At 66.8% G+C, this 20993-nt stretch carries 16 protein-coding genes; 10 read left to right on the top strand and 6 right to left on the bottom strand.

From position 1 onward, the window contains the following. Position 1: 1 nt before the first annotated feature. Positions 2–1570, top strand: a complete 1569-nt coding sequence (locus GR702_RS02050) for a DUF1570 domain-containing protein (protein ID WP_237449495.1) — start codon at positions 2–4, stop codon at positions 1568–1570. A gap of 120 nt (positions 1571–1690) precedes the next feature. On the opposite strand, the gene ctrA is transcribed toward GR702_RS02050, so the two are convergent. From ctrA to GR702_RS21980, 3 genes are all read right to left on the bottom strand, one after another. After that, positions 1691–2386, bottom strand: coding sequence for a response regulator transcription factor CtrA (gene ctrA / locus GR702_RS02045; protein WP_007688003.1), 696 nt, complete (start codon positions 2384–2386; stop codon positions 1691–1693). 255 nt (positions 2387–2641) lie between these two features. Continuing rightward, positions 2642–4006, bottom strand: a complete 1365-nt coding sequence (locus GR702_RS02040) for a putative O-glycosylation ligase, exosortase A system-associated (RefSeq protein WP_160984269.1) — start codon at positions 4004–4006, stop codon at positions 2642–2644. After that, positions 3999–4268, bottom strand: a complete 270-nt coding sequence (locus tag GR702_RS21980; protein ID WP_202408026.1) for a hypothetical protein — start codon at positions 4266–4268, stop codon at positions 3999–4001. The genes GR702_RS02040 and GR702_RS21980 overlap by 8 nt, the downstream gene beginning before the upstream one ends. A gap of 66 nt (positions 4269–4334) precedes the next feature. On the opposite strand from GR702_RS21980, the gene GR702_RS02035 reads away from it, so the two are divergent. The 6 genes from GR702_RS02035 (at position 4335) to GR702_RS02010 (ending at position 15601) form a co-directional block, all read left to right on the top strand. After that, positions 4335–5570 (top strand): TIGR04063 family PEP-CTERM/XrtA system glycosyltransferase, encoded by a 1236-nt coding sequence (locus GR702_RS02035; RefSeq protein WP_160984268.1) that lies wholly within the window; start codon positions 4335–4337, stop codon positions 5568–5570. Positions 5571–5611: 41 nt separating this feature from the next. After that, positions 5612–7621 (top strand): hypothetical protein, encoded by a 2010-nt coding sequence (locus GR702_RS02030; RefSeq protein WP_160984267.1) that lies wholly within the window; start codon positions 5612–5614, stop codon positions 7619–7621. A 276-nt stretch (positions 7622–7897) separates the two neighbouring features. Continuing rightward, positions 7898–12550 (top strand): glutamate synthase large subunit, encoded by a 4653-nt coding sequence (gene gltB, locus GR702_RS02025; protein WP_160984266.1) that lies wholly within the window; start codon positions 7898–7900, stop codon positions 12548–12550. 17 nt (positions 12551–12567) lie between these two features. Beyond that, the gene (locus tag GR702_RS02020) at positions 12568–14001 is read left to right on the top strand and encodes a glutamate synthase subunit beta (protein WP_160984265.1); all 1434 of its coding nucleotides are present in this window, start codon (positions 12568–12570) and stop codon (positions 13999–14001) included. A gap of 173 nt (positions 14002–14174) precedes the next feature. Next, positions 14175–14498, top strand: coding sequence for a putative quinol monooxygenase (locus GR702_RS02015; protein ID WP_160984264.1), 324 nt, complete (start codon positions 14175–14177; stop codon positions 14496–14498). 311 nt (positions 14499–14809) lie between these two features. Beyond that, positions 14810–15601: a class I SAM-dependent methyltransferase gene (locus tag GR702_RS02010; protein ID WP_337192497.1), complete on the top strand. Its 792-nt coding sequence runs from the start codon at positions 14810–14812 to the stop codon at positions 15599–15601. A gap of 70 nt (positions 15602–15671) precedes the next feature. Here GR702_RS02010 and ung read toward each other — a convergent pair whose 3' ends face one another. Continuing rightward, the gene (gene ung / locus GR702_RS02005; protein WP_160984262.1) at positions 15672–16352 is read right to left on the bottom strand and encodes a uracil-DNA glycosylase; all 681 of its coding nucleotides are present in this window, start codon (positions 16350–16352) and stop codon (positions 15672–15674) included. 92 nt (positions 16353–16444) lie between these two features. On the opposite strand from ung, the gene GR702_RS02000 reads away from it, so the two are divergent. The 3 genes from GR702_RS02000 to GR702_RS01990 are packed head-to-tail and all read left to right on the top strand — an operon-like array spanning position 16445 to position 18270. Then, positions 16445–17068: a ribonuclease D gene (locus tag GR702_RS02000; RefSeq protein WP_160984261.1), complete on the top strand. Its 624-nt coding sequence runs from the start codon at positions 16445–16447 to the stop codon at positions 17066–17068. Positions 17069–17095: 27 nt separating this feature from the next. Beyond that, positions 17096–17743 (top strand): LPS export ABC transporter periplasmic protein LptC, encoded by a 648-nt coding sequence (lptC, locus tag GR702_RS01995; RefSeq protein ID WP_160984260.1) that lies wholly within the window; start codon positions 17096–17098, stop codon positions 17741–17743. Next, on the top strand, positions 17740–18270 hold the full coding sequence (locus GR702_RS01990; RefSeq protein ID WP_160984259.1) for an LptA/OstA family protein: 531 nt from the start codon (positions 17740–17742) through the stop codon (positions 18268–18270). Before lptC ends, GR702_RS01990 begins: the two co-directional genes overlap by 4 nt. 129 nt (positions 18271–18399) lie before the next feature. On the opposite strand, the gene GR702_RS22245 is transcribed toward GR702_RS01990, so the two are convergent. Both GR702_RS22245 and holA read right to left on the bottom strand, forming a co-directional pair. Next, positions 18400–19797, bottom strand: a complete 1398-nt coding sequence (locus GR702_RS22245; protein WP_160984258.1) for a sugar transferase — start codon at positions 19795–19797, stop codon at positions 18400–18402. A gap of 139 nt (positions 19798–19936) precedes the next feature. Beyond that, a complete protein-coding gene (gene holA / locus GR702_RS01980; protein WP_160984257.1) occupies positions 19937–20992 on the bottom strand; it encodes a DNA polymerase III subunit delta in 1056 nt (351 codons plus the stop codon). Position 20993 lies beyond the last annotated feature (1 nt).

The raw sequence follows: 20993 nt of genomic DNA, 5'->3' as shown, positions 1-20993 counted from the left end.
GATGCGATCGATCAAATGGATGGCCCTTGCGGCCGTGGTTCTTGTGGGCGCGAACGCCCGCGCGGCACGCGCCGAGGCGCCGTGGCTCGAGGCGTCGAGCGAACACTTCGTCATCTACGCGCAGGACAGCCAGCGCGACATCACCCGCTTCTCGCAGCAGCTTGAGCGCTATCATTCCGGGATGGCGCTGCTCCTCTCCTCGACGGCGCCGGTGCCGAGCCCGTCGAATCGGGTGACCGTCTATGTCGTGCGAAGCGAAAGCAAGGTGCGCGAGCTTTATGGCGAAGGCAGCAAGTACGTGGGCGGCTTCTACGTGCCGCGCGCGGGCGGGTCGCTGGCGATCGTGCCTGCCGTGACTTCGGCGAACGGGGTGGCGAACTGGTCGATGGTGGTGCTGCTGCACGAGTATGCGCACCACTTCCTGATCTCGTCCAACCCGATGGCGATGCCGCGCTGGGCGAGCGAAGGCGCGGCCGAGTTCTTCGCCTCGAGCAAGTTCGAGGCGGACGGCGGCATCTGGCTCGGACGCCCCGCGCAGCACCGTGCGGGCGAACTCTATTTCGCGAAGGATGTCGAGGCGGCCGACCTGCTCGACCCCGCCGCCTACGAAAGCCGGAAGAACAAGAGCTACGATGCCTTCTACGGCAAGAGCTGGCTCTTGTACCATTACCTGACTTTCGACCCGGCCCGCAAAGGCCAGCTTACCCGCTACTTCGAACTGCTGCGCGCAGGGAAGGGACAGCGCGAGGCGGCGTCGCAGGCTTTCGGCGACTTCGATGTGCTGGAGAAGGACCTTGGCAAGTACCTGAAGAAAAGCCGGATGGCGGCGGTGCGGCTGACACCTGACATGGTGCCGGCGGGCGCCGTCACCGTGCGGGCGCTTGCGGCGGGCGAAAGCGCGATCATGCCGGTGCGCATCCGCTCGCGCCGGGGCGTCTCCTCGCCGGAGGAGGCCAGCGCCCTGCTGGCGGAAGCCCGCGAAATCGCGGCGCGCTACCCCGACGACCCGGCGGTTCTCTCCGCGCTTGCCGAATGCGAGTTCGATGCGGGCAACGATGCCGAGGCCATCGCCGCTGCGGACCGGGCTATCGCCGCCGATCGCACGCAGGTCGATGCCTATGTCCAGAAGGGGTATGCGCTGATGCGGCGCGCTGCCCAGGCGCCGGATGCGGCTGCCGCGTACAAGGCGGCGCGCGCGCCGTTCATCGCGCTCAACCGGATCGAGAACGATCATCCGCTGCCGCTGGTCTACTTCTATCGCAGCTACGCGGAGCAGGGGGTGGAGCCGCCCCCACTCGCGCTCGACGGGCTGATCCGGGCGAGCCAGCTTGCGCCGTTCGATCACGGCCTACGCATGAACCTGGGCCAGGCGCTGCTGCGCGCCGGGCGGCGGGAGGATGCCCGCACCATCCTGTTGCCTGTTGCCTACAACCCGCACGGCGGCGGCGGCGCGGAACATGCCCGCAGGATCGTGGAGCGCATTGCCAGCGATCCCGCCTGGAAAGGCGAGGGCGACACGTTCGAGGGTGCCGCCGAAGAAGAAGCCGCCACTCCCCCGCCTGCGGGCTGATCGAAATGCAACGGCCGGGCTCCCCTGGTGCGGGAAGCCCGGCCGTTACAGTCCTGCAAGGGGTGCAGGGTCGTGCCGGTGGAAAGCGCTCCCTGAATAGGAAGCGCCTGCCGTTATCGGTCAGGCGGCCTCGGCGGCCTCGTCCGGATCGCGAAGGACATAGCCGCGTCCCCACACCGTCTCGATGTAGTTGGCGCCGCCGCAGGCATGGGCAAGCTTCTTGCGCAGCTTGCAGATGAAGACGTCGATGATCTTCAGCTCCGGCTCGTCCATGCCGCCATAGAGGTGGTTGAGGAACATTTCCTTGGTCAGCGTGGTGCCCTTGCGCAGCGAGAGCAGTTCCAGCATCGCGTATTCCTTGCCCGTCAGGTGCACGCGCGCGCCATCGACCTCGACGGTCTTGGCGTCGAGGTTGACCACCAGCTTGCCGGTGCGGATGACCGACTGCGAGTGGCCCTTGGAGCGGCGCACGACGGCGTGGATGCGGGCGATCAGTTCTTCGCGGTGGAACGGCTTGGTCACGTAGTCGTCGGCGCCGAAGCCGAACGAGCGGACCTTGCTGTCCATCTCGGAGATGCCGGACAGGATCAAGACCGGCGTCTGCACCTTGGCGACGCGCAGCTTCTTGAGCACGTCGTAGCCGTGCATGTCGGGCAGGTTCAGGTCGAGAAGGATGATGTCGTAGTCGTAGAGCTTGCCCAGATCGAGGCCTTCTTCGCCCAGATCCGTAGAATAGACATTGAAGCCCTCCGCGGTCAGCATGAGCTCGATAGCCCGGGCCGTGGTCGGTTCATCCTCGATCAGCAGCACTCGCATGGGTCGATAGTCCCTTCTTGCCCCTTATGCCCCGGCGGCGATCCAGCGCCGTTTACGGACATTGCCCTGTATTAACCATATGACCATTGATGGTTAAAGGTTAATTTGCCGTAAACGCAGGAATGTTCCGTAGGTTGACTTCCGAGGTCCTCTTCGCGCGATGCCGCGCGGTCCGCGCCATCTCAGCTGATAACGGCGGCGGGTGGTTAATGTTAAGGATTGCGCGAAAGAAAGTGCAAACGCTTTTGTCGCCCGTCAGGCCGCAGGAGTCCTGACCGGGCTGCGCGGGCGATGGCGAAGCGGCTGCGGCGCGGGCTGCGAGATTCGCTTCAGGTAGCTCCACAGGCCGCACTGCAGGCCGATCAGCATCAGGATGAAGGGCTGGAAAGCGATGCCCACGAAAAGCGAGCCGACAAGGTAGACGACATGCGCCAGCTGCAGCGCGTTCGCCAGCGGCGCGGCCCATGCCTCCTCCGGGCCGGTGCGCAGCTTCCAGCGGCGGCGGACGATCTCCATCTGCACCAGTCCCGAAGCCTGGAGCACCAGCCACAGCAGAAGGCCCGGGTAACCCTGCTCGCCCAGCATCTCGAAGTAGCTGGAGTGGAAGGCGCGCCCTTCCTCCACGACCTTGCTGCGCGTCACGGTGGAGGTTCCCCCTTCCGTGCGGGTCGTCACCGTGTCGTAGGAAACCCGGCTGGAGAGGTAGACCTCGAACCCGCCACCGAACGGATGGGCGCGGGCATAGTCCATGGTCCACTTCCACACGCCAAGGCGGGTGCTGGCCGACTGGTCGGCCTGGTGATCCTCGATCGTGTCCATCCGCGCGAGGAACGACTGCGGCAGGAACGGCACCGCGATCATCATCGCGAGCGCCATTCCGGCCGAGATCAGAATGCGGTGCCTAGCCGTCCGCAGATAGAGCACGCACAGGACGCCAAGGCACATCAGGCCGGTGCGCGCCTGCGTGCCCACGGGAATGAGCGCGCATGCGAAGATCAGCGCGGCGGTGAAGGTCCACACCCTCCAGTCGGGCGGGAAGATCGTGCCATGCCTCGCCAGCCACAGCGCCAGAGGGATGATGGCGATGGCGACGCAGGAGAGGATCGAGCCTTCGTAAAGGCCGGTGTTGTTCTCCACAAAGATTCGCAAGGCTCCATACCCGCCCCCGCCGGTCGCGGTCTTGATCCCGCCGTCGATGATGAGCGCGCTTGCCGAAAGCACCATGATCAGCGCCACCGCCTCGATGCGCAGGCGCGTGCGCAGGGTCAGCGGAAGGAACATGGCGAAGACCAGCGCCTTCCATACCCACGACCACTTGTTCAGCGCCTCGGTGGGGTAATCCGCCGAGAGGGTGGTGGCCAGGCAATAGAGCAGCAGCGCCCCCAGCAGGCCCTGCCGCCAGGTGAAGCGGGCGTCGCGCTTGTCGTCGAAGGCCAGCCAGCCCAGGAACGCTGCCGCAAACGCGATCAGCGACGTGGGCATGCGGGTCAGGAATCCCCACGAGATGATCTGCGGGGCGACGATGTCGACATAGAGGTAGCACAGCACCCAGATGAAGGGGCGCCTGAAGCCCAGCACGATGAGGCTGGCGAAGAAACCCGTAAGCGCGAGGTTAAGCATCGCCGCCGCCGCCGGGCTGCCCGTCCGTCTGGCTGTCCACCGACCCATCAGCGCGCCGCACTCGCATTTCGCGGGCCGGCTGCGCCTTTGTACGCATCCGCATCACCCCGCGTGCCTCGCGGTGGGCGGCTGGCCGCGATGCGTCCACGGCTGGCGACGGGACATCCCGCATCTCGACGTCAAGTTCCGGGCGCCGCAGCAGGCGCCAGGCGGCGAGCAGCAGCAGTCCATGCGACAGGGAAAGAGCGAGGATGTCGACCATCTGGCAAGTGCGTTAGCAGCGCCGGGTTGACGGCGCGTTAAGCGTTCCTAGCATAGGAAACCCGCCATGACACGAAGCCTTCGCATCCTCCACGTGCTCGATCACTCGCTGCCGATTCACAGTGGGTACACTTTCCGCACGCGTGCGATCCTGAAGGCGCAGGCCGCACTCGGGATCGAGGTGCGGGCGGTCACCGGCCCGCGCTACAATCCGGACGAGGGTCAGGTGGAGGAACACGACGGGCTCCTGTTCCATCGTACCTCGGGGAAGGCCACGGGCTTGCCCGGTATCCGGGAATGGCGCGAGATCGGGCTGTTCGAACGGGGGATCGAGCAGGTGGTGGCGCAGTGGCGTCCCGATGTCATCCACGCCCATTCTCCGGTGCTGTGCGGACAGGCGGCCCTGCGAGTCGCGCGCCGGCACGGCATTCCGCTCGTCTACGAGATCCGCGCCTTCTGGGAGGATGCGGCGGTGGGCAACGGCACCGGCCGTGAAGGCTCGCTCAAGTACCGGCTGGTCCGTGCGCTCGAAAGCCGGGTGGTCCGCCGCGCCGATGCCGTGGTCACGATCTGCGAGGGGCTGCGCCGCGATCTGGTTGCGCGCGGGACACCGGCGGAGAAGATCACCGTCATGCCTAACGGCGTCGATCTCGACCTGTTCGGCACACCCCTGCCGCGCGATGCAGGCCTTGCCCGCGAGCTGGGTCTCGATGGTCCGGTGATCGGCTTCATCGGCAGCTTCTACGACTACGAAGGGCTCGACGTGCTGATCGCCGCGATGCCCGGGCTCGTCGCCCGCCAGCCGGCCGCGCGCCTGCTCATGGTCGGCGGCGGCCCGCGCGAGGAAGCGCTGCGGGCCCAGGCCGCCGCCTCGCCTGTGGCCCGGGCCATCCGCTTCATCGGGCGGGTTCCGCACCACGAGGTAGACCGCTACTACGCCTTGTGCGACGTCATGGCCTATCCCCGCAAGAAGAGCCGGCTGACCGATCTTGTGACCCCGCTCAAGCCGCTGGAGGCGATGGCACAGGGCAAGCTCGTCGCGGCAAGCGACGTGGGAGGGCACCGCGAACTGGTCACCCATGGGGAGACCGGCGTCCTCTTCGCGCCCGACGATGCAGCCGCCTGCGCCGCTGCGCTTGCCGACCTGCTGGAGCGGCGCGGCGAGTGGGACGCCTTCCGCCGGGCCGGCCGCAAGCATGTGGAAACCCGGCACGACTGGGCGTACAACGCGGCACGTTATCCTCTCATTTACCAAATGCTGGCACCACAAGCTGCTGAAGACGCGATCGGGGTTGCCGCCTGAAACGGGCCGCGCGTGCAGCACGACAAGACGAGGTAATCTACGTGGCCGACCAAAAACGCAGGAACGCAGGCGCAGAGCCGATCAGTCGCCATCCGCTGTTCCCGGCCATCGTCGCGCTGTGGGGCGGGGCGTTCTTCGGCCTTGCCAGCATCGCCGTCAGCCCCGCCTTGATCGAGCGACTGGTCCTTGCCACCGGCATCGACCGGATCGTCCCGATGGCCGCACCCCCGCTCGGCACGACCACGCGGATCCTTCTCGCTCTTGCCGCCACAACGCTGGGCGCCATCGCCGGCTTCCTGGCGGCCCGCCGCTTCGCCCGCCCGGCAAGCGGCAGCGCGCAGGCGCCGGGATCGTCCGCTGATTTCGACTTTGAAGAGGGCGAGGCACCCCGCCGCTCGCGCATGCCGGGCCGCCAGCGTGCGCTGGCCGCGCTCGAGGATGCCCCCACGGACGAGACCCAGGCTCCGGCCGCGGCCCGCGATGCGGACGAACGCGAGCCTGCCCGTCACGAGCCTGCCCGTCACGAACCGGCCCGCCACGAGCCTGCGGCCGAGCAGCCGCAGATCCTGAACGTCGCGGATCTCGATCTCGATGACCTGGACGGCCCTGCGTCCATCCGCGAAACGGACCTGCAAGGCGACGATCAGGCTGAAAGGCCTGCGCCTGCCTTCCGCCCGCACATCTCCGCTGTCGAACTCGACGAGGACGAGGCACAGGCAAGCCTTCCCGCATGGCTCGATGCCGAGGCGGCGTGGCGCGAGCCGGAACCGGGCTCCCCTTCGGGCGAGGGCGCGGTCCTCCCTTCGATCCCGGAAGGCGAGCGCGGTTTCCAGCAGATTTTCCAGGCCCAGTTAGATCAGGCCGGGATCGGGCAGGACGCGATTGCGCGGAGCGACGATCAGGCAGGTCCCGGCTTCAAGCTGCTTCCGCGCCTGCAGTCCATTGGTTCGGCCGCCGCCGAGCCGCCGCGCGCAGACGCCTCCGACGCCGCAGCGCCCGAACATATGTCGGCCGTATCGACCCGCAAGGATACGCAACGCGCTTTCGAGGCTCGCCCAACCGCAGAGGCGACCGCAGAGGCGACCGCAGCGCGCCGCATCGCGGAGGCCGACCTTCAGGACCTCTCGCCGGTCGAACTGCTCGAGCGCCTGGCCCTCGCCATGGCAGAGCGCCGCGAGCGGGCCCGCCGCGTTGCCGAGACGGCTGCGCCCAGCGTGCCGGCTCCGCCCGTCGTGTCGGCCGAGTTCACGCCGCTGCGCGAGGTGTCGCCCGCCGGGGAGAGTGCCGCTTCCGGAGCCCGGCCCTTCGACGCACCCCCCGCTTTCGAGCGGCTTGCCCCTGCGCCGTTCGCCGCTCCCGCCCCGTTCCTTGTGCCCGTCGTCGACAGTCCCGAGGATGCGCAGGGCACCATCGATGTCTCGCCCCACGGCGGCGGCGAGACCGCCCTTGCCGAGCCTTCGCCGGTGCCGCAGGCGCTTCGGCCCTTGTCCTTCGGCGAAGAGGCCGAGGTCGAGGGCTCGCTCCCCGGCTACGTCCCGCCGCGCCACATCGGTCTGACGGCGGTGGATAGTCCCCCCTTCGCCGCCCCGCCTTTCTCGGCCCCACCTTTCTCGGCAGCCTCGTTCCCGACGAGCCCCTTCCTCGACACGGACGCCGAGCAGGAGGATGACGAGGAAACCGCGCTGCAGCAGGGCTATTCCTCACTGCTCAACCTCTCGCGCCAGGCCGGTGCACGCCGCAACATGGCGCGGGCGATCCGCTTTGCGGAGCCCGAACCCCTGCCTGCGGACGAGGGCGAAGAGGCCGAGGCGTCGCATTGGCCCCGCGCGGTGCAGGACGACGCCGATGGCGAGCAGATGGCTCACCAAACGTCTTTCGCCCGCCCCACGCTGGCATCGCCTCCCGCGCAGTCGGCGGATACGGCTTCGGACGGTGAGGAAAGGCTGTTCGACGCGCCCGGAACGCGGCCCGATGCCTCCAGCCCGGAAGCGACGGAACGCGCGCTTCGTGCAGCGCTCGCCACTCTCCAGCGCATGAGCGGAGCCGCCTGAAGCCGCCCTTCCGCGTTCCCCCGAGTTCGAAAAATGCTGAAAACCCCGCCCGGCGATTACCTGGGCGGGGTTTTCTGATAATAAAATGCCGCAGAAACGGGGGTTCACGCGTGCAATCCTGCGCAAGGGTCCTCATCGCGGTTGCAAAACGGTCTCTCAATCGTCATGGGGACCGTGGGGACACTATGCCGCGTGGGGTCGGTGCACGATTCGTGCGCTTCCGCAGGCTTGCCAGTGCGCCCCGGTCAAAAAATGTGACAGGATGGGTTTTTATCGATGGGATTTCCTAAGCCCCAGGGCCTCTATGACGCGCGTAACGAACACGATTCCTGCGGTGTGGGCTTCGTAGCCCATATCAAGGGCCAGAAAACGCATGCGATCATTACCCAGGCGCTGGAGATCCTGAAAAACATCGATCATCGCGGAGCGGTGGGTGCCGACCCGCTGCTGGGCGACGGCGCGGGCATCCTGACCCAGCTTCCCGACCAGCTGCTGCGCACCTGGGCCACTGCCCGGGGCCTCGATCTGCCGCAACCGGGCGACTATGCGGTCGCCATGTGCTTCCTGCCGCAGGACGAGCCTGCGCGCGAGATGATCGTCTCGATCTTCGAGAAGTTCATCAAGAAGGAAGGCCAGACCCTGGTCGGCTGGCGCGACGTGCCGGTCACGATCGACGGGCTCGGCAAGACCGTGCTCGAATCGATGCCGGTAATCCGCCAGTGCCTCGTCGGCCGCGGCGACAACTGCGCCGACCAGGACGCTTTCGAGCGCAAGATCCTGGCGATCCGCAAGCAGACGCAGAATCCGCTGGCAGCGCTCGCGGAAAAGCACGGAATGCCGGGCCTCAAGGAGCTCTACATGCCGAGCTTCTCGAGCCGCACGATTGTCTACAAGGGCCTGCTGCTGGCGACCCAGGTCGGCTCGTTCTACGACGACCTGCGCAACCCCGAGTTCGTCTCGGCGCTCGGCCTCGTGCACCAGCGCTTCTCGACCAACACTTTCCCGAGCTGGAAGCTGGCGCATCCGTTCCGCTTCATGGCGCACAACGGCGAGATCAACACCGTTCGCGGCAACGTGAACTGGATGAACGCGCGCCGCCGCACGATGGAATCGGAACTGCTCGGCGCCGACCTCGACAAGATGTGGCCGCTGATCCCGCACGGCCAATCGGACACCGCCTGCCTCGACAACGCGTTCGAACTGCTGCTCGCGGGCGGGTACAGCCTTGCCCACGCGATGATGATCCTTATCCCCGAGGCGTGGACCGGCAACCCGCTGATGACGGCCGAGCGCCGTGCGTTCTACGAATACCACGCCGCGCTGATGGAGCCGTGGGACGGCCCCGCCGCCGTCGCCTTCACCGATGGCCGCCAGATCGGCGCCACGCTGGACCGCAACGGCCTGCGCCCCGCGCGCTTCCTCGTCACCGACGACGACCTGTGCGTCATGGCGTCGGAAAGCGGCGTCCTTCCGATCAAGGAAGACAACATCGTGCGCAAGTGGCGTCTCCAGCCCGGCCGCATGCTGCTGATCGACTTCGAGGAAGGCCGCATCATCGAGGACGAGGAGATCAAGACCAAGCTGGCCGAGGCCGAGCCCTATGAAAAGTGGCTCGACCAGGCGCAGTACAAGCTGGCCGACCTCGACGTGATCGAGCCGGAACTGGCCGAGCTGCCCCAGCCCACCGGCACGCTGCTCGATCGCCAGCAGGCCTTCGGCTACACGCAGGAGGACGTCTCGCGCTTCCTCGAACCGATGGCGCTGATGGCGGACGATCCGCTCGGCTCCATGGGAACCGACACGCCGATTCCGGTCCTCTCGTCGAAGTCGCGCCTGCTGTACGACTACTTCAAGCAGAACTTCGCGCAGGTCACCAACCCGCCGATCGATCCGATCCGCGAGGAACTGGTGATGAGCCTCGTCACCATGATCGGCCCGCGCCCGAACCTGCTTGGCCATGATGCCGGCACCCACAAGCGCCTGGAAGCCAGCCAGCCGATCCTGACCGACCTTGGCCTCGCCAAGATCCGCTCGGTGGAAGCCGCGCTCGACGGCGCGTTCCGCACCGGCACCATCGACATGACCTGGGACGCCGCATCGGGCGCCGAGGGCCTGGAGATGGCCATCCGCGAGATGTGCTGGGCCGCGACCGAGGCCGTGCTGGCAGACAAGAACATCCTGATCCTGTCCGACCGCGCGCAAGGTCCGGACCGCATCCCGATGCCGGCGCTGCTGGCAACGGCGGCCGTCCACCATCACCTCGTCCGGCAGGGCCTGCGCATGCAGACCGGCCTCGTCGTGGAAACCGGCGAGGCGCGCGAAGTGCACCACTTCTGCGCGCTGGCCGGCTATGGCGCGGAAGCGATCAACCCTTACCTCGCGCTCGAGACGATCGAGGCGATCCGCGTGCGCAAGAACCTGCCGGTCACGGCCGAGCAGGCGGCGAAGAACTACGTCTACGCCATCGGCAAGGGCATTCGGAAGGTCATGTCCAAGATGGGCATCTCGACCTACCAGTCGTACTGCGGCGCGCAGATCTTCGACGCGGTCGGCCTGTCCACCGCCTTCGTCGAGAAGTACTTCACCGGCACCGCCACCACCATCGAGGGCGCGGGCCTTGCCGAGATCGCGGAAGAGACCGTGCGCCGCCATGCGGCCGCCTACGGCGACAACCCGGTCTACAAGAACATGCTCGACGTGGGCGGTATCTACGGCGCGCGCGTGCGCGGCGAGGAGCACGCCTGGACCAGCACCAACATCGGCCTGCTCCAGCACGCCGTGCGCGGCAACGTGCCTGAAAAGTACCGGGAGTTCGCGCAGACCATCAACGACCAGTCGGAGCGCATGCTCACGATCCGGGGCCTGATGGACTTCGTGCACGGCCAGTCGATCCCGATCGACGAGGTCGAGCCGGCGAGCGAGATCGTCAAGCGCTTCGCCACCGGTGCGATGAGCTACGGGTCGATCTCGTGGGAAGCGCACACCACGCTGGCGCTGGCGATGAACCGCATCGGCGGCAAGTCGAACACGGGCGAAGGCGGCGAGGATCCCCGTCGCTTCAAGCCCCTGCCCAACGGCGACACGATGCGTTCGTCGATCAAGCAGGTCGCCTCCGGCCGCTTCGGCGTCACCACCGAGTACCTCGTCAACGCGGACGACATCCAGATCAAGATGGCGCAGGGCGCAAAGCCCGGCGAAGGCGGCCAGCTGCCCGGTGACAAGGTCGACAAGACCATCGGCGCCACCCGTCACTCGACGCCGGGCGTGGGCCTCATCAGCCCGCCCCCGCATCACGACATCTACTCGATCGAGGACATCGCGCAGCTCATCCACGACCTCAAGAACGTGAACCCCAAGGCGCGCGTCTCGGTCAAGCTGGTGTCCGAGGTGGGCGTTGGCACGGTTGCCGCGGGCGTCTCCAAGGCGCGGGCCGACCACATCACGATCGCCGGCTACGAAGGCGGCACGGGTGCATCGCCGCTGACCTCGCTGACGCACGCAGGCTCGCCCTGGGAGATCGGCCTTGCCGAGACCCAGCAGACCCTGCTGCTCAACAACCTGCGCAGCCGCGTGGTGGTGCAGGCCGACGGCGGCCTTCGCACCGGGCGCGACGTGGCGGTTGCCGCGCTGCTGGGCGCGGACGAGTTCGGCTTCGCCACCGCCCCGCTCATCGCGGCCGGCTGCATCATGATGCGCAAGTGCCACCTCAACACCTGCCCGGTCGGCGTGGCGACGCAGGATCCCGTCCTGCGCGGCCGCTTCACCGGCCAGCCCGAGCACGTGATCAACTACTTCTTCTTCGTCGCTGAGGAACTGCGCGCGATCATGGCCGAGCTTGGTTTCCGCACCGTGCCCGAGATGGTGGGCCGGGTGGACCGCCTCGACATGAAGAAGGCGATCTCGCACTGGAAGGCGAAGGGCGTCGATCTCTCGAAGCTGCTCTACAAGGCGCCGCTGGGCGACAGCCCGTCGCTCAACTGGTCGCAGGTGCAGGATCACGGCCTCGAGAACGCGCTGGACAACGCGCTGATTGAGGCGGCAGGCGATGCACTGGAGCGCCGCGAGGCGGTGCGGATCGAAAAGCCGATCATCAACGTCAACCGCACGGTCGGCGCGATGCTCTCGGGCGAGGTGGCGCGCAGGTACGGCCACGCCGGCCTGCCGGACAACACGATCAACGTGAAGCTCACCGGCGTTGCCGGCCAGAGCTTCGCCGCCTGGCTCGCCCATGGCGTCACGCTCGACCTGACCGGCGATGCCAACGACTACGTGGGCAAGGGCCTCTCAGGCGGCCGCGTGATCGTGCGCCAGCCCGGCCATGTCGATCGCGACCCGACGAAGAACATCATCGTCGGCAATACGGTGCTCTACGGCGCGATCTCGGGCGAGGCGTTCTTCAACGGCGTCGCGGGCGAACGTTTCGCCGTGCGCAATTCGGGCGCGATCGCGGTGGTCGAGGGCTGCGGCGACCATGGCTGCGAATACATGACCGGCGGCGTCGTGACGGTGCTGGGCAAGACCGGCCGGAACTTCGCGGCGGGCATGTCGGGCGGCGTCGCCTACGTCTACGACGAGGATGGCCAGTTCGCGAAGCTGGTGAACCCCTCGATGGTCGAGCTGCTGCCGGTGACGGCGCAGGCCGACGAGGATGAAGGCGCGGTCGAAAGTTCGTGGGGCCGTCCGCAGCAGCGCACCGCCTCGGTCACCGACCTCGGCATGGGCGACATGCTGCGCCACGACGCGGAGCGCCTGCGCATCCTGCTCGAACGCCACCACCTGCACACCGGCTCGAAGCGGGCCCGTGCGCTGCTCGACGACTGGTCAAACGCGCTGGGCAAGTTCGTCAAGGTGATGCCGCGCGACTATGCCAAGGCTCTGCGCCAGCAGGAGGCCGAGCGCCTCGAAGCCGCCTCGGTCGCAGCAGAATAATTCAGGATTGCAATAAGATGGGTAAGGAAACCGGCTTTCTCGAACTCGACCGCCAGGACCGCACGTATGGTCCGGTCGAGGAACGGCTGAAGAACTACAACGAGTTCGTCGTCCCGCTCGCGCCGCAGGCGCTGAAGGACCAGGCCTCGCGCTGCATGAACTGCGGCGTGCCGCACTGCCACACCGGCTGTCCGGTGAACAACATCATCCCGGACTGGAACCACCTGGTCTACGAGGACGACTTCCGCAACGCCCTGGAAGTCCTCCACTCGACCAACAACTTCCCCGAGTTCACCGGCCGCATCTGCCCCGCGCCGTGCGAGGCGGCCTGCACGCTGAACATCATCGACGAGCCGGTGACGATCAAGTCGATCGAATGCGCCATCGTCGACAAGGGCTGGGCCGAGGGGTGGATCACCCCGCAGCCGGCGAAGCGCCGCACCGGCAAGTCGGTCGCGGTCGTGGGCTCGGGCCCGGCGGGAATGGCCTGCGCGCAGCAACTCGCGCGCGCAGGGCACGCGGTCACCGTTTTCGAGAAGAACGACCGCGTGGGCGGGCTGATGCGCTACGGCATCCCCGACTTCAAGCTGGAGAAGCACCTCATCAACCGCCGTCTGGTGCAGATGATGGCGGAAGGCGTGGAGTTCAAAACGTCCACCGAGGTGGGCGTCACCGTATCGGTCGCCTCGCTCAAGGAGAACTTCGACGCGGTGGTCTTCGCCGGCGGCGCCGAGGACCCGCGCCCGCTCGCGATCCCGGGCTTCGAACTGCCGGGCGTGCGCTTCGCGATGGAGTTCCTGACGCAGCAGAACAAGCGCAACGCGGGCGACGACGAGGTGCGCGCGGCGCCCCGCGGCACGCTTTCGGCCACCGGCAAGCACGTCATCGTCATCGGCGGCGGCGACACCGGTTCGGACTGCGTAGGCACTTCGAACCGCCAGGGCGCGGCTTCGGTCACTCAGCTTGAAATCATGCCCAAGCCGCCCGAGAAGGAAGACAAGGCAATGTCGTGGCCATTCTGGCCGCTCAAGCTGCGTACCTCCTCCAGCCACGAGGAAGGCGCGGACCGCGATTGGGCTGTGCTGACCAAGCGCGTCATCGGCGACAACGACGTCAAGGGCCTGGAATGCGTTCGCGTCGAGTGGATCGACGGCAAGATGCAGGAAGTGCCCGGCAGCGAGTTCACGCTGAAGGCCGACCTCATCTTCCTCGCCATGGGCTTCCTCGGCCCTCGCAAGGCCGGCATGCTCGACCAGTCGGGCGTGGAGCTGGATCCGCGCGGCAACGTCAAGGCGAACGTCTTCGAATACCGCACCAGCGACGACAGGATCTGGTCGTGCGGGGACATGCGCCGGGGCCAGTCGCTGGTCGTCTGGGCGATCCGCGAAGGCCGCCAGTGCGCCCGCTCGGTCGATGAAGCGCTGATGGGCAGGAGCGATCTGCCGCGCTGAGCCAGACCGCATGCAAATATCAGTTCCCTTGCAGGAAGAGGGGCGTGCCGAAAGGTGCGCCCCTTTTGTTTGTGCAATGCTCCACGTGTAACAGCCGCCGATGCGATGACTTGGCGCGCTACTTGACGCAGGCGCCCGGCGTGGGTTCCTTTCGCAGCGCAAGAGGAACGTGCATGCTGCTGGAAATCGCCGAGATCGAAGTGCGCTCCGGTGCCGGGGACGAGTTTGCAGCGGCCATCCGCAGGCACGGCATGGCTGACCTCGCCGCCTGCGACGGCGTGGTCTCCGCCTGCTTCGGACGTGGGGTGGAAAACCCCGAGAAGTTCACCTTCAACGTGGTCTGGACCTCGATGGAGGCGCACGAAGATGCGCGCGGCCTCGAAGCCTTCGCCAGATTCCGCGCAGCCTTCGGTGACCTGACCTTGCGCGGCACGCTGAGCCACTACGAGATGGACGATGCGCTCCCCGGTCCGGCGGGTGAGGGGCGGCGTCAATAAGAATCCCGTCGCGTCACCCCGCAAGGGCAAGTGTCCCGCTCAATGCTTCTTGCCAGGCAACGGAAAAATTGGGTCATGCGGAGACGCAGAGGCGCAGAGATGTACACGAGGCCGCGGCCTGTTTCTGCCCCTGCAAACTTGGTGACAACCGCAACATTGAAAGAAAAGACGGGATCACCTTAAAAGCTACACCTCCGCGTCTCCGCGTGACCCATCCTTCCTTGCAAAGCACTTCCGACCAGCAGCGTGAATGCGTGGATCGTAGCCAGTTTGCTCTATGGAGAGGCAGATGACTTGCCCACCTCAGGCTCATGCTTTATCGTGTGATAATGTCTCATTGGAAGCCGACGCCCGCTAATCCGGCCAACGCACCCAGCGCCCGGTTCTTTCCCCACATAGGCATCAACCCGGGCATGCGCGTGCTTGATGTAGGTTGCGCCAACGGCGATCTCACCCGCGCTATGGCCTCACTGGTCGGCCGCGGGGGCGAGGTCGTCGGCATTGACAGCAGCGAAGAAGCACTGGTTTCGGCACGCGCCATCCAACCTGATCCGCTGAGCGCCTCGATCCGCTACCAACGAGCCGATCTAAGCCGCGATCTACCGGAACTAGGCCTTTTTGACGCAATCGTTGGCCGCCGTGTGTTGATGTACCTTCCAGATGCGGCTGAAACGCTGGCGCGGCTTGCACGTTTGGCTAACCCTGGTGCGATCATGGCCTTTCAGGAGCATGCGCGCGCTGATCTTCCGGCCGGGTTAAGCGATCTGCCGGTGCATCGGCGATGGTACGGTTTGGTCTGGGACACGATTACGGCCGAGGGCGGTGACGTCACCTTAGGGTATCGTTTGGCGGATCTGGTTCACTCGGTCGGCACCGTTATAGAGCATGCGCGGAGCGAAGGCGTGCTCATCCAGGCGTGGGAGGATTCTTTCCTGCCGACATTGGTGCGGGTCATGCTTCCTCGCATGATGGAGCACGGCGTCGCCAGCGAAGATGATGTCGATCTAGACTCACTCGCCCAGCGCATCGATGACGAGCGCCTGATCTCGAAGGGCACGATTTTCTGGGATCTAGCGTTCCTCGTGTCAGGTCGTTTCAGCTAAACGGCCGACAGCCTGCACCAGACCCGCTCTTCCTCCGGATGTCTGAGTTGAGGCATGACCAGCCCTGGCCCTACCACTCTATCCGTCCGCGGCCGTGCTCTTCGAGGAAGGCGTTGGCGCGGCTGAAGTGGCGGCAGCCGAAGAAGCCGGTGTGGGCGGACAGGGGGCTTGGGTGCGGGGCGGTGAGCACGAGGTGGTGGCTCTGGGCGAGCCCGGGAACGCGCATCGCCTTCTTCCGGGCGTGATTGCCCCATAGCAGGAACACGCAAGGCTCGGCCTTGGCGGCGACCGCGGCGACGGCGGCGTCGGTGATCGCCTCCCAGCCGCGGTTCTGGTGCGAGCCCGCCTGCCCTTCCTCCACCGTCAGCGCGTTGTTGAGCAGCAGCACGCCCTGCCGCGCCCAGTGCTCCAGGTTGCCGTGGCCCGGCGCCGCGACCCCGCAGTCGGTCGCCAGCTCCTTGTACATGTTGACCAGCGAAGGCGGCACCCGAACCCCCTCCTGCACCGAGAAGGCAAGGCCATGGGCCTGTCCGGCCCCGTGATAGGGATCCTGCCCCAGGATGACGACGCGCACTTCGGATAGCGGCGTCAGCTCGAACGCGCGCAGACGGCTTCCGCGCGGGGGAAAGATGCGCTTGCCCGCCGCCTCCTCGGCACTGAGCCAGCCGCCCAGGCGGCGTGCCTCGGGCGTCTCGAGCGCCGGCGAAAGGGCGGGGGCCCAGCTGGAGGGTATGTCCTGTGTTGCGGCCATGTCGCCAAGCTCCCGAAAAACCTGCACGCCGGCGCAAGTAGGCGCGTGCGCCATTGCGCAATTCCGGCCCAGTCCCTAAGCATTTCCTGATTATGGCTGTCCATCTCCACGAAGAAGATCTCCCCGAAGGCGTGCTTGCGCCGGGGCCCGTCGCTGTCGACACCGAGACCATGGGCCTCATCACGGCCCGTGACCGGCTTTGCGTCGTCCAGATTTCCGATGGTGGGGGCGACGAGCATCTCGTCCGCTTCGCGCCGGGCAGCGCCTATGCCGCGCCCAACCTTCGCGACGTGTTGGCCGACCCCGCCCGCCTGAAGCTCTATCACTTCGCCCGCTTCGATCTTGCCGCGATCCAGCACTACCTCGGCGTCACCGCCGCGCCGGTCTTCTGCACCAAGATCGCCAGCAAGCTGGTGCGCACCTACACCGATCGCCATGGTCTCAAGGATCTCGTCCGCGAGCTGCTCGGCAAGGAAGTGTCGAAGCAGCAGCAGTCGAGCGACTGGGGCGCGCCCGAGCTGACCGAGGCGCAGAAGGACTATGCCGCTTCGGACGTGCGCTATCTTCACGCCATGCACGCGATTCTGGTGGAACGCCTGGCGCGCGAGCATCGCACCGAGATCGCGCAGGCCTGCTTCGACTTCCTTCCCGCCCGCGCCCGCCTCGATCTGGCCGGCTGGCCCGAACACGACATCTTCAGCCACGAAGCAGCCTGATCGCCCGCCGGGAGTTACTGAGCCGCCATGTCCGTCCAAGCCGTAGAGATCCGCAATCGCCGCCGGCACCTTGCCGCGCCCGGCGGTTCGCACGACCGGCTTGTCGCGTTCCTCGCCAAGGCACTGCCGGCGGGAATCGGCGTCGTGGCGGCGATCATGATCCTCGTGCCGCTCTCGCCGCGCGGAGAGATCAGCTTCCTGCTCGATCGCAACAAGGTTGCCGTCACCAGCGAGCGCCTGGCCGTGGATGACGCGGCTTACCGGGGCAAGGACAACAAGGATCGCGGATTCGTGGTCACTGCCGGCACCGCCGTGCAGCAGAGCGCGACGACGCCGGTCGTTCGCATGCAGACCCTGAAGGCGCTGCTGAACCTCCATGACGGCCCGGCCCAGATCGTCGCTCCGACCGGGGCGTACAATTACGATACCGAGCAGCTTTCGGTGGATGGGCCGGTCAACTTCGCCGCTCCGGAAGGCTATCGGATGACCACCAGCACTGTCGCCGTGGACGTGAGGCAGCAGGTTGCCGTAGGGTCCGGCGGGGTCGAGGGAACGGTGCCTACCGGCACTTTCCGGGCCGATTCGATGAGGGCAGATCTCGAGAACCGGACTGTCACGCTGGAAGGCAATGCCCGGCTGCGCATGACGCCCGGAAAGCTTAGGATACCGCAATGAACGCCGCTCCCAAGACGCTCACCCGCGCCGCTCTCGCCATTCCGGCGCTGGGGCTCGCCGCCCTGGCCGCGGCACCTTCCGCCATCGATGCGCAGGTGCTTTCCGGCCACAACAGCAACGCGCCGGTGGACTATGCCGCCGACCGGATCGAGCTGCAGGACAAGCAGGACCGCGTGATCCTTTCGGGCAATGTCGATGTGAAGCAGGCCGAACTTCGCCTGCGCGCCGCGCGCACTGTAGTGAACTTCACCAATGCCGGCTCGATGCAGATACAGCGCATCACCGCGAGCGGCGGCGTCGTGGTCACGCGCAACGACGAGGTGGCGACGGGCGATGTCGGCATCTACGACTTCAACAAGAAGATCATCACGATGACCGGCAATGCCACGATCAAGCGCGGCAACGGCGATACGCTGCGTGGCGGGCGGCTCGTGGTCGATCTGAACAGCGGCGTTTCCTCCGCCTCGGGCGGGCCGGGCGGCCGCGTCACGGGTACGTTCTCGGTTCCCAAGCAGAACGGAAACTGACCCTTCGCGGCAGAGCCTCACGGGGTCAGGCTCGCTCCCATGGTGAAGCAGGTCACTTCGGTGAACGTGCCGGGTTTCGGAAGTTGCGCCTGACCTGAAGACGGCAACCGGAAAGCGCGAGCGAGCCTGTCAGAAAGCCCGGTCGTGGACCAGCACGCGCATGGTCAGGAAGATGATCTGGATGTCGCGCATGATCGTCCAGCCCTCGAGATATTCAAGGTCGGCCTGCAGGCGGTTGACGAGATCCGATTCGTGGTCGGTCGCCCCGCGGAAGCCGCGCACCTGCGCCAGGCCCGAGAGGCCCGGCTTGAGCGAGTGGCGCTGCCAGTAACGCAGGTCCACTTCCCAGAACAGCTTGTCCCCGGCCAGCGAGCCCGTGGCGTGCGGGCGCGGGCCAACCAGGCTCATGTCGCCCAGCAGTACGTTGAACAGCTGCGGCAACTCGTCGATGCTGGTCTTTCGAATGAAGCGGCCAACACGGGTGATCCGCTGGTCGTCGCGCGATGCCGAGACGTTGCCGTCGCTGTCGCACAGCGCTTCGGACATCGAGCGGAACTTGTACATGTTGAAGAAGCGGTTGCCCCGGCCCATGCGGCGCTGGTTGAAGAAGACCGAGCCACCATCCTGCAGCTTGATCGCCAGCGCCACCGTGATGAGCAGCGGCGAGAGCACCAGGATCGCGGTGCCGGCAAAGGCGACATCGAACAGGCGCTTGATCGCCCGCTCGCGAAGGCCAAGAGGCCCTGCCGAGACCAGCAGCAGCCCGTGCTTGCCCACCACGCGCGCGCCTTGCGCGCCGAGGCGAGCGACCTCGTCGTCGAGCACCTCGCCATCGACGTTGGCGCCCTTGAGCATCATCGCCCATTCCGCCCTGCGTCCCGAAGGGCAGCTCACCACCACGCGGTCGATGTTGCGCAGCACGAGGCCGATGCGGTCCAGCGCGTTGGGGTCGTTGAGATTGGGGCGCAGGCCCATCGCCGCCGCCGAGATGCGGATCGCGCCGCGCAGCTCCACCCGCGGGCCACCATCGTCGATGATGAGTTCGTTGAGCACGTTCTCGCCGCAGCGCCACCGCACCAGGCTGCGCAGCTGGAGGCGCAGCCAGGCGATCACGCACATCGCCAGGATCGCCCCGCCGTTGAAGCCCATGCGCGAGACGTCGGCGTTAGGGCGGATCAGGAACTGCACGAAGACGACCACCACGACCGAGATCGCGATGGCCACAAGCGCGCGGAAGACGCCGGTCCAGCCCTGCTGCAGCGAGGTGGTGGAATAGGCCCCGTTGTAGAGCGCGAGCGTGAGATAGATCGGCAGGATGAGCTGCGCGTGGACGAGGCTCGGCGCAAACCCGTCCGTCCCCGCAAGCAGGTAGCCCATCGCCGAAAAGCCGGTGAAGATGGCGAGTATGTCCGCCAGGACGAGTGCGAGGTAGCACTGGAGGCGGCGGCGTTCGCGCGAGGGCGCGACGAGCAGGCTGTCGAACTCCGTCCGCTCGAGGAGCGGTGAAGCGGCGAATGGCGCGTTCATCTGCCCGGCCCTCCTGCTTGCGATTTCACGCCGATCATCCCTCAAACAAACGCCATCGGCGCGCGCGGCACGCTGAATGCTGCGGCGCAATAGGTATACGCCCGTATGAACTTCGGAGGCAACCGGAAAAGAGTATTCGTCAGGACGTGGTAATTGACAGGTGTCTGGATTCGGGACGTGCCGAACGCGCTATTGTCAAAAGTCCTTCCGACAAAAGTAGTTCTGCATGCTGACTGTTTGCGAGCAAGGTCTGGTGCAGCATGACGAGCCGCGCGACGAGCCTTTCGAGTTTTGCGCCGCGCCAGATCTGCAGCTGTACCGCAAGGGCAGGCTGGTCCTTCCAGAACACGCGCCGGGCACCGGCCTCGGCCTTGAGGAAGCCGGCCACGTCGCGCCCGTCGCCGAGGCGTGCGGCAAGGCCCGCCAATTGAGCGGCCCGCCGCTCGAAGGCGAGAAGGAGGCCGACCGGGTTCAAGCCCTGCTCGCGCATGCGGCGAAGTTCCGGGCCCACCGCTTCGCGCCGGCCGCCCAGCACGGCATCGACGAGCGAACCGAAGCCCTCGTCCTCGGTCGAGGCGCCCACGGCATCGACATCGGTCATGGCAACGGGCCGCGGCGTTTCGGCCGATGCGTCGAGGTAGAGGGCGATCTTCGTGACTTCGGAACGGGCGATGCGGGTGTCCAGCCCGGCACCGCGGGCGATCCGCTCGGCGATCTCGCTGCCGATCTTGAGCCCTGCGGCATTGGCCATCGTGCGCACGGAAGCCGTGACTGCCGCAAGGTCGGGCGGGTAGAACATCGCGACCAGCGCGTCGGCGCGGGCGGCAAGCAGCTTGGCCGTGCGGGACTTGTCCGTCGCGCCCGTCGCGACGACGAGGACGGGGCAGCCGGAGACTTCGTTTTCCAGCAGGGTCTGCACGGCGTCGTGCGCCTCGTCCCCGGCCGCGCGAACCCAGATGTGGCGAGCGCCCCCGAACAGCGAAGTGGAGCGCGCCTCGTCGCCCAGGCGCACCGGATCGCGGCGCAGCTCCGCGCCCGTCATCTCCACCCGTTCGCCGGGATCGGGGAGCAGCGAGGCGATGCGGGTGGCAGCGTCGAACGCACTCGCCTCGTCGGGGCCGCAGAAGAAGAAGACCCGCGCCTCGCGCGCGGCGCGCGCCGCCAGCCCGGCGAATTCCTTCTGGGAGGCCTTCACG

Origin of the sequence: Novosphingobium silvae (genome assembly GCF_009856825.1) — a bacterium.
GTDB lineage: Bacteria > Pseudomonadota > Alphaproteobacteria > Sphingomonadales > Sphingomonadaceae > Novosphingobium > Novosphingobium silvae.
The sequence above is the reverse complement of the archived record's forward strand: the minus strand, read 5'-3'. Positions and strand labels throughout refer to the sequence as shown.

Coding starts and splice junctions, on each gene's coding strand:
- GR702_RS02000 (WP_160984261.1), top strand. CDS start 16,445: ATGGCTGTCCATCTCCACGAAGAAGATCTCCCCGAAGGCGTGCTTGCG.
- GR702_RS02035 (WP_160984268.1), top strand. CDS start 4,335: ATGACACGAAGCCTTCGCATCCTCCACGTGCTCGATCACTCGCTGCCG.
- ung (WP_160984262.1), bottom strand. CDS start 16,352: ATGGCCGCAACACAGGACATACCCTCCAGCTGGGCCCCCGCCCTTTCG.
- GR702_RS22245 (WP_160984258.1), bottom strand. CDS start 19,797: ATGAACGCGCCATTCGCCGCTTCACCGCTCCTCGAGCGGACGGAGTTC.
- GR702_RS02040 (WP_160984269.1), bottom strand. CDS start 4,006: ATGCTTAACCTCGCGCTTACGGGTTTCTTCGCCAGCCTCATCGTGCTG.
- GR702_RS02010 (WP_337192497.1), top strand. CDS start 14,810: ATGCTTTATCGTGTGATAATGTCTCATTGGAAGCCGACGCCCGCTAAT.
- GR702_RS21980 (WP_202408026.1), bottom strand. CDS start 4,268: ATGGTCGACATCCTCGCTCTTTCCCTGTCGCATGGACTGCTGCTGCTC.
- GR702_RS02015 (WP_160984264.1), top strand. CDS start 14,175: ATGCTGCTGGAAATCGCCGAGATCGAAGTGCGCTCCGGTGCCGGGGAC.
- ctrA (WP_007688003.1), bottom strand. CDS start 2,386: ATGCGAGTGCTGCTGATCGAGGATGAACCGACCACGGCCCGGGCTATC.
- lptC (WP_160984260.1), top strand. CDS start 17,096: ATGTCCGTCCAAGCCGTAGAGATCCGCAATCGCCGCCGGCACCTTGCC.
- GR702_RS01990 (WP_160984259.1), top strand. CDS start 17,740: ATGAACGCCGCTCCCAAGACGCTCACCCGCGCCGCTCTCGCCATTCCG.
- GR702_RS02050 (WP_237449495.1), top strand. CDS start 2: ATGCGATCGATCAAATGGATGGCCCTTGCGGCCGTGGTTCTTGTGGGC.
- GR702_RS02020 (WP_160984265.1), top strand. CDS start 12,568: ATGGGTAAGGAAACCGGCTTTCTCGAACTCGACCGCCAGGACCGCACG.
- gltB (WP_160984266.1), top strand. CDS start 7,898: ATGGGATTTCCTAAGCCCCAGGGCCTCTATGACGCGCGTAACGAACAC.